This is a genomic window from Pseudoalteromonas luteoviolacea NCIMB 1942 (assembly GCF_001625595.1).
In the GTDB taxonomy this organism is placed as follows: domain Bacteria; phylum Pseudomonadota; class Gammaproteobacteria; order Enterobacterales; family Alteromonadaceae; genus Pseudoalteromonas; species Pseudoalteromonas luteoviolacea_A.
On sequence record NZ_AUXT01000153.1, the window covers coordinates 26,036 to 39,607 of the forward strand.

Below are 13,572 nucleotides of genomic sequence, written 5' to 3' on the forward strand. Positions count from 1 at the left end.
ACCGGCTTTCGCCGGTTTTTTTTATTTTAACGCCCTACGTAGAATTTTTCCTACGTTCGTCTTTGGCAGTTCATCTCTAAACTCAACCATTTTCGGAACTTTGTAGTTTGTTAGGTTTTCACGACAATGCGCTATTATATCTTTTTCTGACAAAGATTGATCTTTTCTGACAACAAAAACTTTTACTTGTTCGCCACTTACTTCATGAGGTACACCTATCGCCGCAACTTCCAGTACGCCATCGTGACTTGCGACAACTTCTTCTATCTCATTCGGGAAGACATTGAAGCCAGAGACTAAGATCATATCTTTCTTACGATCAACGATATAAAAGAAGCCTTCATCATCATATGTTGCGATATCGCCAGTCGCAAACCAGCCGTCTTGTAAACACTCAACAGTCGCGTCAGGTCGATTATAATAACCCGCCATAACCTGAGGACCTTTTACCAACAATTCACCAGGTTCACCTTTTGGCGCTTCGTCACCATTTTCCAAAACCACTTTAAGATCTGTGCTTGGTGCAGGCAAACCAATTGACCCATTGTAGCCTTCTAAATCAAGAGGGCTAATTGTCACCAACGGCGCACATTCGGTTAATCCGTAGCCTTCTAACAAACGTGACTTTGTCACAGCCTGCCAACGCTCGGCAACTGGCCGTTGAACGGCCATGCCTCCGCCTAGTGATACTTTTAGGTTTGAAAAATCTAAATCCGCAAAACCGTCAGTGTTAAGTAAACCGTTAAATAGCGTGTTAACACCCGTGATTACGGTAAACGGGTACTTAGCCAAGTCCTTAACAAAGCCCACCATGTCTCTCGGGTTAGTAATCAGGATATTGTGACCACCATACTTCATAAAAGTTAAGCAGTTAGCGGTCAATGCAAAAATATGGTAAAGCGGTAAAGCAGTAATAACGACTTCTTTGCCCTTATCTAACACTTTATCCAAGCAACCCGACACCTGCTCCAAGTTTGCAACCATGTTGCCATGTGTAAGCATTGCGCCTTTAGAAACACCAGTCGTACCACCTGTGTATTGCAAAAATGCAAGGTCGTCTTGCGTTACTTGAGGCTTTTTATAGCCACTCAAGTCTGCCGCGACGACTTGTGAAAATGGGATTGCGTTAGGTAATGTATACGCTGGTACCATTTTCTTTATTTTCTTAACAACAAAATTGACTAGGTGCTTTTTCACACCCCCGAGTAAATCACCGATTTGCGTCAACACAATGTGTTTTACGTCGGTTGCGGGTAACGCTTTTTCTAATGTGCTGGCAAAGTTTGCCAATATAAATATGGCCTTTGCTTCTGAGTCATTAAGCTGATGTTCTAACTCTCGTACTGTGTACAGTGGGTTTACGTTAACCACCGTACAACCTGCGCGTAATACACCCAATATAGTGATAGGTGTTTGCAATAAATTTGGCATCATAACAGCGATTTTGTCGCCTTTGCCTAATTTGAGTGTATTCTGTATATAACTTGCTACAGCTTTAGTTGCATTATCAATCTCTTGATAAGTAAGCGTTTTGCCCATATTTGAATAAGCTGGTAATTGGGCATAATTGGTGAAACATTCGTCTATTAATTCTAGCAGCGAGTTGTAGTGTTCTGGGTCAATCGTTGCCGGCATACCTTCTGGATAGCGCTTTAGCCAGATTTTTTCCACTCTTAGCTCCTGTATTCTCGTTCTTTTTTTATATTTACCTTAAAGCAAATAAGGCTCTTAAACAATTGAGTAAATACTCTAAACCTTGGATGTTCCCATATTTCTCGCAAAGTTACAATCAACAACCACGCGCCTTTTCAATGTGGGAGACGATCTCAAGTACTATTTGTTTGGGGTTTTCCATGTGGCAATGATGTCCACCAGCAACATTGGTTACTTTAACCCTATCAAAACACGAAAGAAATTTTTTCATGTTGTCACGCATCTGTGCATATCCATGTTTAGGTAAGATAAGCATAGTGTCTACTGAAATTTTATCTAATAAACTCTGCGCCTGTTCCTGATTAAAGCGCATAGTTGATGTCAATTTTAGCCTAGGATCTGAAGTTAAGGCATACTCTTTACCATTACTTTTTATACTGCGTGACATCAAAGTTTCCGCAAGCTCCTCAGAGAAGTCAGATACACTCGCACGTGCTTTAATAATACTTTGTCTGTCTGAAAACCACCTAGTATTTTGCTCAGACAACCTTTCTCGTTCATTAAATGCTTTAAGCAGGTTTTGCTTTGCACTTTGTGAGCTTTGGTATATCAGGCCAATACCATCGATCAAACTCAAAGTGCGTACCTTATCAGGGTATAAGCTTGTTAACAAATTTGCGATTAACGCCCCCATTGAGTGGCCAACAAAATGCGCTTTGTCTATGTTAGCCGCTTTCATAAAACAAATAACATCATAAACATATTCAACAAAATAATATGAAGCGTCAGGAGACTTCCAAGCTGACTTACCGTGGCCCGGAAAATCTAACAAATACCATGTAAATTTGTCTGTCTCTTTTTGCGTAAGCTCATCTGCAAGCGGTTTATAACTATTACCATTGTCTAACCATCCGTGAAGACATATTACGGCTTCACTACCACTGCCTAGCTGTTGCCAAGCGAAGCCACCTTCTAAATAGTCTTTCATCTTGTTTTTTTTATTAATCAACATTTAAAGATATTCATCATAACCACATTTCGATATGATCATACGCGATATAATCTGAGCGTTTAAGCTAATAATTAAAATTTGTTATCACACTTCAATGTTCTCATCTGACGTGTGTGCTTACATGCTTGTTACACACATGTGTATAAAAAACGCTTACAATCAAACACGGGAAATCGAAGGAAAAACTATGTCACGCAAATTATCGGCTGTTGCAGCGGCAGTCTCCTTACTAAGCAGTAGCCAACTAATCGCGGCACCAAAAAACATCATCTATATGATTGGAGATGGAATGGGCCCAGCTTATACAACTGCGTATAGATATTACAAAGACGACAAACAAACTAAGACTGTAGAACCAACGGTTTTCGATTCAATTTTGGTCGGTATGGCTCATACCTATCCTGATGACAATACAGTGGTAACGGATAGTGCCGCAGGCGCTACGGCTCTGAGTACCGCAACTAAAAGCTATAATGGTGCCATTGCAGTAGACACTGAAAAGAAACCATTGAAAACCATGCTACAAATGGCAAAAGAGCGAGGGAAAACAACGGCGCTAGTTGCAACTTCACAAATCAATCATGCAACGCCTGCAAGCTTTGCAGCTCACAACGAGTCACGCAGAAATTATAATGAAATCGCTGATGACTACATTGATGTAAAAGTGGCCGGAAAACTACCTGTTGACTTAATGCTTGGGGGCGGAACCAAGTACTTTATTCGTGAAGATAGAAACCTAATTTCTGAGTTTCAGCAATCAGGGTATCAATATTTAGATGACCTAGACGCGCTCAATACGATTAATGCAATACCGGCCATTGGGTTGTTTGCCGAACAAGGTATGCCTTATGCCATCGATAAGCATCCGAAAAGGCTAGAGAAAATGACCGAAAAAGCCCTGTCGTTGCTTGATAATGATAAGAACAAACAAGGTTTTTTTATTATGATCGAAGGAAGCCAAATTGACTGGTGTGGTCACGCTAATGACATTGCATGTGCAATGAATGAAATGGATGATTTTGCAAAATCTATTTCTATTGCTAAGGCCTATGTTGATAAAAACCCGGATACGCTCCTGATCATTACTGCTGATCATTCAACCGGTGGCTTAACTCTAGGCGCTGACGGCGACTATCGCTGGGAAAGAGATGTTGTTGCAAATATAAAGGCATCAGTGAAAAAAATTGCGAAGACGATTAAGGACAGCAAAAGCATAAAAGAAGATTGGAAGGCTTTAACTAACATAGACTTTACCCCTGAAATTGAAAAAGCGCTTAAAGAAGCAAAAGCAGGTGGTGAACAGGCGTTGTACACATCTATCAATAAAATTATCAATGACGCGAGTTTTACAGGCTGGACTACAGGCGGACACACTGCTATTGACGTTCAAGTATTTGCGCACGGAAATGGCCGCGAACATTTCATTGGCTCACAAAATAATACGCAAATTGCTGAAAAACTGATTTCATTTATAAAATAATGCATCTAGTAAGGGCCACGAAAATTGGCCCTTCTTACTTTATCTACCACTCTAAAAGTACCTCCAACCACCAGTGCAGGGTAATCATTCAGCCCCACAAAATCTCACCCCCAAAAATTAGGTTACAAATTGAGCCAAAAAAAATAATTTATTGACACCTTATTAGGTCAATAACTAAGCATTTGAAATTTTGACGCTTTATTATATTTTCACACTCTACAGTATGACTTCTGCTTTGACTGCCAAAGTTTAAATCCATTTAGGTTTAGATTCTCTTCAACTAAAAATGATCAATCTGAATTAAGCCTTACGTGCTCGTCGCATGATCATTATCTGCATCTGTTTTTTGAGCAACGGGAGAATTTTCGCCTAAACCTTTAGTCATATACAGATATATAGCTTCTTCAACCGGCATCGCTTTAAAGTATAGAAAACCTTGCACACAGTCTATGTGGGATTGCTTCACCACTTGCTCTTCATCCGTTGTTTCTACCCCCTCAGCTACGAGTTTAAAACCTAGCTTTGAGATCATTTCGGAGAGGTTTGTATATAAAGAAATAGACTTACTATTAAGCTGCTCAGGTAACAAGCTCCTATCAAGTTTAATAGTCGAGATATTCAACTTAGATAAAACCGACAGACATGAGTAACCAGTTCCAAAATCATCCATTGCGCAATCAATCTTATTTTTCTTTAAGGAATCTACTACCGATACAGTCTTATTAAAGTCCTCTATGTAACTAGACTCTAGCAACTCGACTTCAACCTGCTCAGGGAACTTCGAAAATGCCTTGATAATACGGCGATAGCCACCTGTCAGAAGGTTTTTGGGTGATATATTAAAACTGATTTTAGGATGCAGCTGAAGTTTTGAAAATTGTTCCAAATCTATCTCAAGCTGGTCGATGACATAGTTATCGATAATATGTAGTAAATTGTGCTGCTCAAGCGTTTCTAAAAACCATGGTCCAGATATCGTGCCGTCTTTGTTGGTGAGCCGAAGCAAAGCTTCAAACCCTACAACTTGCTTATTATAGGGGTTGATTTTAGGCTGATAAAACAAGGTCAATGCACCTTGATTTAACGCTTCTGTAACCTCTTTCAGACTGTGAGCATTAATCTGTTCTTTTCGCTGAGTAGCACTGTATGAGCCCTCTGCACCCTCTTCAATTAGCCTGCCCGCAGTGTAGCGTTTCATCAGCACATCTAACGCCTTACCAGACAAATTGTTATCACGGTTAGCTTTAAGAAATGGAAAGTAAATTAAAGCATTTAATAGCACTAAAAATAGCTGTAGTAGTATTCCCCTAAAGCTTTCGGTTAATAACCAAGCATTAATAAATATAGGCGTAAACCAAGGTATTTCGTGTACATATTGGATAGATACAAAACCAGAGTAAAACGCAAAATATGCAATGCTCGCATTTATTAAAGGACAAAGTAAAAATGGTAATAATATGTATGGGTTAAAGACAATAGGTAACGCATAAATCATTACCTCACTTATATTAAACACCGCTAAAGGAGATGAAATAGCCGCGATTCTTTTTTCGTGTTGACCTTTTTTAAGAAAAACTGCAGCGACTATCAATCCCCATATACAGCCAGTGCCGCCTAAAATCACAAAGCCGGTGAAAAAGTTATAACTGATTAAATCTGGAAGTACATAATAGCTAGTCAATTCGCTAGATACCAATATATGGTATGTATTATCTCCATGCACCCCCATAAACCAAAGTAAATGAGCTATTAGAAGCTGCATTGACAACTTCTCAAACACATTCCAATGAGGGTTTAATGAACGCAGTGTTTCCACAGATGCCTCGGCGGCAAGGTCAATGTATGGAAATAAAAGTAAAACTACAATGGTTACAATAAGGTATGGCAAGATGAGGTTCAAATGCTTTCTCAAAAACAAGCTAATTGAGCTAACTCCAACCAAACGGAAAATCTTTAATCTTTCTAAGTAGGAGAGAAAGTAACAACACACGACCGGCATCAGTAATGAATACAGCGCTCCCATTCGGTGATTTATGGCGAGTTCATTACCTGAAATAGTAATATAACCTGTTGTCGCAGTAAAACAGGTGAAGACCAAAATTGGGCTTGCAATTGTATGAACTTTCAAGTTTTTAGAAAGGTAGTAACTGAAAGACATTAAGGTTAATACTGGGAAAATCCCCCATACTAGAGTATTAAAATCTTCTAGAAATTGGTGCTCAACCCCCTTCATCGATATATTTAGCCATTGATTTATAAGGGAGATAAGCGAGGCAACAATGAAAAAAGGAATTAATGCAATATACCCTTCCCGCAGAGAAAGAATTACGGTGTTAGATGATATTTTGAAGGCATATTGATTAAATTTACTCAGCAACGCTTTTGTCACATCTAGGTTTTTCTTTTTACATTACCCAAATAAATTTAGAATACAATCGCTACTTGTAATTTTTTACTGAAAATTATTCACGCTGCTCAAGCGTATACGTCAACACCGAGGAGTGACTGAACTTCAGAGCGTCTAAGCTGATTTTGAACTGATGAATATGCTTGAAGTGCTTTGCGTGAATTAAAATCAGGTTGGTCGTATATAACGTCTCGCCTGTTTTGTTGAAACTGCTCTGCTAATTTAACCCCTTCTTGGCTAAACTTAATCTCACTAGCAGGGTTAGAAGTAGATGGGCGTGATTCGGTAGGATTCTTCAACGCTCTTGAATCCAGCTGATATGTATGTTGATTTTGAACTACTTGATTAATTCTCATCATTCACGCCCACTTTGTGCCTAATTTAAGGATAGAGGTTTATTCTCTACCTGGCAATTTTTTCCACGTTACTGTGTCTCTTACGTAATGTGGCTGTGCATCTTGTGGCTCTACTGTATCGCCATTTTTAAAGGCTGCATCACCTAATACCAACATATACTCAGAGCTCGGTAATGTAATGTTTTCTAATACATTCACCCCGATATTGGTCGCGGTATCTGGGTAGCTTTTCCATCCCGTCCCAACCGCTGCTACATTATTGAAATTGGCTTCAATTGATTCAGGCTTTACTACAATTTCTTCTCTTTTGGCAGTAGCAAGACCGTTTGTACTTTTTTCAAAGTGACCCAGGTACACTTCACCCATTCGAGCATCTATCGCACTGATCACTTCATTGCATCCATCTGAACCCATTGCTTGCTGCGCCATAGCCTGCAAAGTGGACACGCCACAGAGTTTAAGATTAGCAGAGTATGCTAAGCCTTGAGCTACTGAAACCCCTATTCTTACACCAGTAAAACTACCTGGACCGCGACCGTATACAATACCATCTAGATCTTTTAAAGTGCAATTCGCCTTAGCGAGTAAAGACTCCACCAACGGTAAAATTTTTTGACTATGTTGTTGAGGACAGACTTCAAAATGAGTATGAGTTTCCCCATTAAAATGAAGCGCGAGGCTTAAAGCTTCTGTTGAAGCATCTAGGGCTAGCAAGTTATGTTTCATGTGTATCTATATTCTCTAAAAAGTTTAAAGCCTTATCTAAGTCTCTAGTGCGAGTCATATCAGGCAGGCTCTTAATAAACGTTTCACCGTATTTTCTCGTAACTAAACGATTATCGCAAATAATCAGTACGCCTTTATCACTCCTGTCGCGGATCAAACGCCCCACGCCTTGTTTTAGCGCAATGACAGCTTGAGGTAACTGAATGTCTTCAAAGGGTTCTTTGCCACTTATCTCTGCATCTTTCATTTTTGCTTGCAGCAGCGGATCATCAGGGGATGTAAACGGAAGTTTATCGATAACAACACAGCTTAACGCATCACCTCTAACATCGACCCCTTCCCAAAATGACGCCGTACCCAATAGAACTGCATTACCGTGTCGTACAAACTGCTCTAGAATAATACGCTTTGAAGATTGTCCTTGCATAAATACAGGGTATTCTGTTGCAGTACTGATCCCCTCGTATACCAAATGCATTACTCGATAGCTGGTAAAAAGCAAAAAAGTCCTGCCTTTAGCTGCATTAATGACTGATTTAGCTATTTTTACCAAAGAATGTGGCATCAATTCGTCTTTGGTTTCTGGTAGGTATCTGGGCAAGCACAACAATGCCTGCTTTTTATAATCAAATGGACTATCGACAATTTTATGAAAATCGGGTTTTAGTCCTAAACTCAAATTAAAATGCGTTAAACTATTGTCCACAGACAACGTAGCTGAAGTGAATACAAATCCGGCCTCTGTCTTGGTAACCAACTCTTGAAAACGCCTTGACACGTCAAGTGGCGTAATGTGGATCGTCACAAACCTTCTCGTTGTTTCGAACCAATAACTATAGCCAGTTTGCGTAACATCAAAGGCTCTTTCTAATTGTCCTTTAAATGCAATAACACGCTCAAACGGGTGCTCTATCTTCTCGGTTCTATCTAAACACAATTTAAGAACTTTATACAAAAAGTCCAAATTGCTGATAACACGATGAAGCGCCTCACAAATGACTTTATCTTGTAAAGCTTCTCGCCAATCTCCCCTCGCACCATCTCCACCGAACACCAATCTCAGATCTGCAATACTCGTTGTAAGCTTGTTCAGTGTTTTACCCAGTTGTAACATATCCGGAATATCACTAAGGTAAATCACGCGGATATCATTTACCAAATCTTGTAACTGTTTGGTGCTAATTGTTTCACCAAAATAATCACTTGCAATTTCATTTACTTGGTGAGCTTCGTCAAAAACATATGTGTCTGCTGTTGGCATAAGCTCGGCGAAACCAGAATCTTTTACTGCCATATCGGCAAAAAATAAGTGATGATTAATCACAACCAAATCAGCTTCCATAGCTCTTAAGCGTGCTTTTCTCACATAACACTCAGCAAAATCTGGGCATTCTTTTCCTAAACAGTTATCAGCCGTTGAGCTTACATATGGTAATACCTTGGCATCTTCTTCTATGCCTACACAATCAGCAAGATCACCACTTTGCGTCTCTGTCGCAAATTTAGCAACCATAGCTAACTGATGCATAACATCCGAGTCATCTGTAGGCACGTGAGCAACATGTTGATTGAGTCTATACGTACATAAATAGTTAGCACGCCCTTTGAGCAAAGCGGTCTTGCGTCCTTTTTTCAAAGCTTTTAAAAGGCTCGGTAAATCACGATGAAATAACTGCTCTTGAAGCGCTTTCGAACCAGTTGATATAACCACTTTGTTGTTATTCACCAATGCAGGCACCAAGTAGGCAAATGTTTTACCTGTGCCGGTTCCAGCTTCTACAACACACTGACCGCCATTCTTTACGATATTATCGATTGCCACGGCCATTTCAATTTGCGGTAATCTTGGCTGATACCCCTTAAAGTGTTGAGCAAGGGGACCTGTGGATGAAAAGTACTGTTCTATGGACAAAGAAAACACTAGCGCTGCTTGATAAGTTGCGCAATTTTAATTTTAAAACCGCCAATGAGCAAGCCACACGAGTAAACAACTTATATTATCAACCTTAACTGCAATATTTTTAGGAATACGCAACCCCTTACTACCTCTTGTATGTAGTGCCAAATGCCCCACTCTTTCTCGAGTTTTTATTTATATCAAATTACGCCCAAGTATCTAAATGCTCTTGCTCGTCAGTATCTTTTTTTTCCTCATCATCGTCGTTTGCTGGCAAATCTCGTTTGTCTTTCAATTCACTATCAATTTGATTTGCTAGAGACTTCCCCTTGATCTTTTCCGCTTTATTATCCAAAACGCCTACGATCTTAAACGGGCCATTGTGCGCAACTTGCAACCTAACTATAGGTGCCATATATGTTTTAAAGACATCCATCAAGATTTCCCCTACACCACAGAAGTGATTGACCTACATACTTATTATCGGCTGATATATTTTATTCTTTAATTAATACCAAAAAGTTCTTGCTCTTTTTAGCGCTTTCATGATTATCTATAAGCAGTTAATCGAATTACATAAAATTTTTACATCATAGGTAACACAATGTTTTTAAATCTGACAGCTGTACATCATCACCATCATACATCGGGATAGCCTGTCAGGTATTTCGCTGGTGGGTTATTCCTAAAAGGAACCTCCGGCGAACCAAGTAACAAATTCAAATTTATTTTCGCCCTGAGGTTCCCTCGGGGTTTTTAGTTTTTAATATTAGGAAAATAAATTATGAATACTTCTACACGCTTACGTATCGCAATTCAAAAATCAGGCCGCTTATCAAAAGATTGCCAGTCCCTTTTAAAACAACTGGGCATTAAGCTCAATTTACGTGAACAACGTTTAATCGCACACTCAACAAATATGCCAATTGATGTGCTTCGCGTACGAGACGATGATATTCCGGGTCTAGTCATGGATGGCGTATGTGACCTAGGTATCGTTGGTGAAAACGTACTGGTTGAAACACAAGCAGAGCGCAAACGAGCTGGACAACCGAATGAAGTTAAAAAGCTCTCTAAGTTAGACTTTGGCTATTGCAGATTGGCGCTAGCTTGGCCTCAAGAGCTTGAGCAACAGCCTAAAGAATGGTTCAACGGAAAGCGTATCGCGACGACCTACCCAGAAATTCTTAAGCAATATCTCGAGGCGGAAAACATTGATGCAAGTGTGGTAATGCTAACGGGTTCTGTAGAAGTAGCTCCCCGTGCAGGTCTGGCTGATGCAATTTGTGATCTCGTTTCAACTGGCGCAACACTTGAGGCAAACGGCTTGATGCAGGGTGAGACTATTTTGGAGTCAAACGCATGCCTTATCCAAAATGCGAATTTAAACGACGATTCAAAACTATCGCTCATTAATAAACTCCTTCCTCGACTAAAAGGAGTCAGACAAGCGAAAGAAAGTAAATACATCATGTTACACGCACCGAAAGCAAAGCTTGACGAAGTATGCGAATTACTGCCAGGTACGGGCCAACCTACGCTGCTCGCACTAGCTGGTAGCGATGATTATGTTGCGCTGCACATGGTCAGTAGTGAAACTTTGTTTTGGGAAACCATGGAAGAGCTCAAAGGGTTAGGTGCAAATTCCATTCTAGTAATGCCAATCGAAAAAATGATGGAGTGATTCATGCTGGTTTGGAATGAGCTCGACAGGCAATCGAAACAATCAGCACTAACCCGCCCAGCGGTTAGCGCTGGGGTTGAGGTGCAAGCAGCGGTTGAAACCATAATTTCAAAAGTAGCAGCGCTTGGAGACGATGCGCTCCTGGAACTTGCACAACAGTATGATGATAGACAGTCTCCTCGACTGCGTGTGCCAACGTCTGAAATTGAACAAAGCGCATCACGCCTCAGTGACGAATTGAAGCGTGCCATCGACCAAGCATATGACAACATTCAAAAGTTTCATGCAATGCAATTGCCGCAGCCAAAGAAACTTGAGACGCAACCAGGTGTGACTTGCGAATTACGTTATCAAGCGATTGATGCGGTTGGTATCTATGTGCCGGGCGGAAGTGCACCTTTGCCTTCTTCCGTATTGATGCAAGGAGTTTGCGCACAACTAAGTGGCGCACGTGCGATTGTGCTCGCTACACCAGTACAGGGTGATGAAACAATCCACCCAGCCATTTTGTACGCTGCAAAAAAATGTGGAATAGAGACGATTATCGAGAGCGGCGGCGCAGGTGTAATTGCTGCAATGGCCCTAGGTACAGAGTCCGTGCCTAAGGTAAGCAAAGTGTTTGGCCCAGGTAATGCCTATGTCACCATGGCAAAGCAGATCCTGTCTCAATCAGTGCCGGGGTTTGCCATAGATATGCCAGCTGGGCCTTCTGAGGTATTAGTCATAGCTGACAAAACTGCTAACCCAGCATTTGCAGCAGCTGACCTTTTGTCTCAAGCAGAGCATGGGGCAGATTCTCAAGTTCTGTTGCTAAGTGATGATGAGACGTTTATCAAAGAAGTAAATGCTGAAATCGACCGTCAACTTGCATCGCTAAGTCGCGCCGAGACAGCAAAAAAGGCAATGAAAAACAGTTCGCTAATTTTGGTTGAATCTATTGAACAAGCATTTGAATTATCCGCTGAGTATGGCCCCGAGCATTTAATTTTACAGTGCCAAGACGCCTATAACTGTCTTGATAGAGTGAAAAATGCAGGCTCAGTGTTTGTTGGAGATTACACTCCCGAATCTGCCGGTGACTATGCGTCAGGTACTAATCACGTATTACCCACTTATGGTTATAGCAAGACTTATTCGAGCTTAAACCTAATGGACTTTTATAGAACGTACACAGTGCAAGAAATTACAAAAGATGGATTAAGCTGCCTTAGCACAGCGATACTGCCCTTAGCAGAAGCTGAGGGTTTAGACGCACACGCGAATGCCGTTGCAATAAGATTAAATGGTGGAAAAAGCTAATGTCAAAATCATTATTACCAAAGAACATAGCTGAATTAAAAGCATATAGCTCAGCCAAGAGTGAAAAGCTAACAGGGACAACATGGTTAAATGCCAATGAAAGCCCTTATGCAAAAGAGTTTAAGCTCAGCATAAGCAACTTAAACAGATACCCAGAACCACAGCCCGAAAAAGTCACCAATGCGTATTCCAATTACTCGCAATTGAACGCTGAGCAAGTATTAATGACCCGTGGCGCTGATGAAGGGATAGAGCTTTTAATGCGCACCTATTGTGAATCGGGTAAAGACAGCATAGCAATTTTCACACCTACATATGGAATGTACAAGGTGTCTGCGGATACACAAAATATTGCGATAAACGAACTCAGCCAAAATCTACTGTTAAACGCTGATGTAAGTGAAATTTGCGAGTCAATTGCTGGCGCAAAATTGGTGTTTATTTGCAACCCAAACAATCCAACCGGTAGCCTTACTCCAGTGAGTAAAATTGCAGCTTTAGCTAAATCTTTGTCTGGTAGAGCGCTAATCATCGTAGATGAAGCTTATATAGAATTCTGTCCTGAGCAAAGTGCTGTGCCTTTGCTACAAGACTTCGAAAATATCGCTGTTCTTAGAACACTATCGAAAGCATTTGCGTTAGCGGGTCTTCGTACAGGCTTCTTGCTTGCAAATACTAATCTGTTGGCACCAGTTAGAAAGGTAATCGCACCCTACCCTGTATCCACAGCGGTAGCTTTGATTGCAGAGCAAGCTCTGAGCACGGACTCAGTGACTCAAATGCGACGACAAGTCTCGATTTTGAATCGTAACAAAGACAGTCTAAAAACAGTACTTAGTAACTCACCTAAGGTCACCCAAATATTGAGCGGTGAAGGCAACTTCATTACTTTGCAACTTAGTGATAAGTGCTTTATTGAGACTGCAATGCAACAAGGTACCATCATGCGTCCGTTTTCTTTATATGGTGAAGACAATTGGTTACGCATTTCCATTGGTAGTGAGCAAGAATTAGAACAAGTCAGGCTCTGGCTTGAGCAACCAGAGTAAGTAAGGAAG

The 13,572-nt window shown here is 40.7% G+C and carries 11 protein-coding genes; 4 read left to right on the forward strand and 7 right to left on the reverse strand.

The window, feature by feature from the left end; all coding sequences use genetic code 11:
- Positions 1 to 21: 21 nt before the first annotated feature.
- Together fadD and N482_RS10435 are read right to left on the reverse strand one after the other, a co-directional pair.
- Positions 22 to 1,671: a long-chain-fatty-acid--CoA ligase FadD gene (gene fadD / locus N482_RS10430; RefSeq protein WP_063376979.1), complete on the reverse strand. Its 1,650-nt coding sequence runs from the start codon at positions 1,669 to 1,671 to the stop codon at positions 22 to 24.
- A 118-nt stretch (positions 1,672 to 1,789) separates the two neighbouring features.
- On the reverse strand, positions 1,790 to 2,665 hold the full coding sequence (locus N482_RS10435; protein WP_081227879.1) for an alpha/beta fold hydrolase: 876 nt from the start codon (positions 2,663 to 2,665) through the stop codon (positions 1,790 to 1,792).
- A gap of 187 nt (positions 2,666 to 2,852) precedes the next feature.
- On the opposite strand from N482_RS10435, the gene N482_RS10440 reads away from it, so the two are divergent.
- Entirely contained in the window at positions 2,853 to 4,145 is a 1,293-nt protein-coding gene (locus N482_RS10440; RefSeq protein ID WP_063376980.1) for an alkaline phosphatase, read from the forward strand.
- A gap of 307 nt (positions 4,146 to 4,452) precedes the next feature.
- Here the strand turns inward: N482_RS10440 and N482_RS10445 are convergent, their stop codons facing one another.
- The 5 genes from N482_RS10445 to N482_RS10465 form a co-directional block, all read right to left on the reverse strand.
- Positions 4,453 to 6,534: an EAL domain-containing protein gene (locus N482_RS10445; RefSeq protein WP_155730561.1), complete on the reverse strand. Its 2,082-nt coding sequence runs from the start codon at positions 6,532 to 6,534 to the stop codon at positions 4,453 to 4,455.
- A gap of 86 nt (positions 6,535 to 6,620) precedes the next feature.
- The gene (locus N482_RS10450; protein ID WP_063376982.1) at positions 6,621 to 6,911 is read right to left on the reverse strand and encodes a hypothetical protein; all 291 of its coding nucleotides are present in this window, start codon (positions 6,909 to 6,911) and stop codon (positions 6,621 to 6,623) included.
- 36 nt (positions 6,912 to 6,947) lie between these two features.
- Complete coding sequence (gene tsaB / locus N482_RS10455; protein ID WP_063376983.1) at positions 6,948 to 7,634, reverse strand: tRNA (adenosine(37)-N6)-threonylcarbamoyltransferase complex dimerization subunit type 1 TsaB; 687 nt, start codon at positions 7,632 to 7,634, stop codon at positions 6,948 to 6,950.
- On the reverse strand, positions 7,624 to 9,546 hold the full coding sequence (locus N482_RS10460; protein WP_063377006.1) for an ATP-dependent DNA helicase: 1,923 nt from the start codon (positions 9,544 to 9,546) through the stop codon (positions 7,624 to 7,626). Before N482_RS10460 ends, tsaB begins: the two co-directional genes overlap by 11 nt.
- 190 nt (positions 9,547 to 9,736) lie before the next feature.
- Positions 9,737 to 9,967 (reverse strand): hypothetical protein, encoded by a 231-nt coding sequence (locus N482_RS10465; RefSeq protein ID WP_063376984.1) that lies wholly within the window; start codon positions 9,965 to 9,967, stop codon positions 9,737 to 9,739.
- Positions 9,968 to 10,315: 348 nt separating this feature from the next.
- On the opposite strand from N482_RS10465, the gene hisG reads away from it, so the two are divergent.
- From hisG to hisC, 3 genes are read left to right on the forward strand one after another with little or no spacing between them, the layout of a single operon-like run.
- Positions 10,316 to 11,215, forward strand: a complete 900-nt coding sequence (gene hisG, locus N482_RS10470) for an ATP phosphoribosyltransferase (protein WP_063376985.1) — start codon at positions 10,316 to 10,318, stop codon at positions 11,213 to 11,215.
- 3 nt (positions 11,216 to 11,218) lie between these two features.
- The gene (gene hisD, locus N482_RS10475; RefSeq protein ID WP_063376986.1) at positions 11,219 to 12,514 is read left to right on the forward strand and encodes a histidinol dehydrogenase; all 1,296 of its coding nucleotides are present in this window, start codon (positions 11,219 to 11,221) and stop codon (positions 12,512 to 12,514) included.
- The gene (gene hisC, locus N482_RS10480; protein ID WP_063376987.1) at positions 12,514 to 13,563 is read left to right on the forward strand and encodes a histidinol-phosphate transaminase; all 1,050 of its coding nucleotides are present in this window, start codon (positions 12,514 to 12,516) and stop codon (positions 13,561 to 13,563) included. The genes hisD and hisC overlap by 1 nt, the downstream gene beginning before the upstream one ends.
- Positions 13,564 to 13,572: the final 9 nt, after the last annotated feature.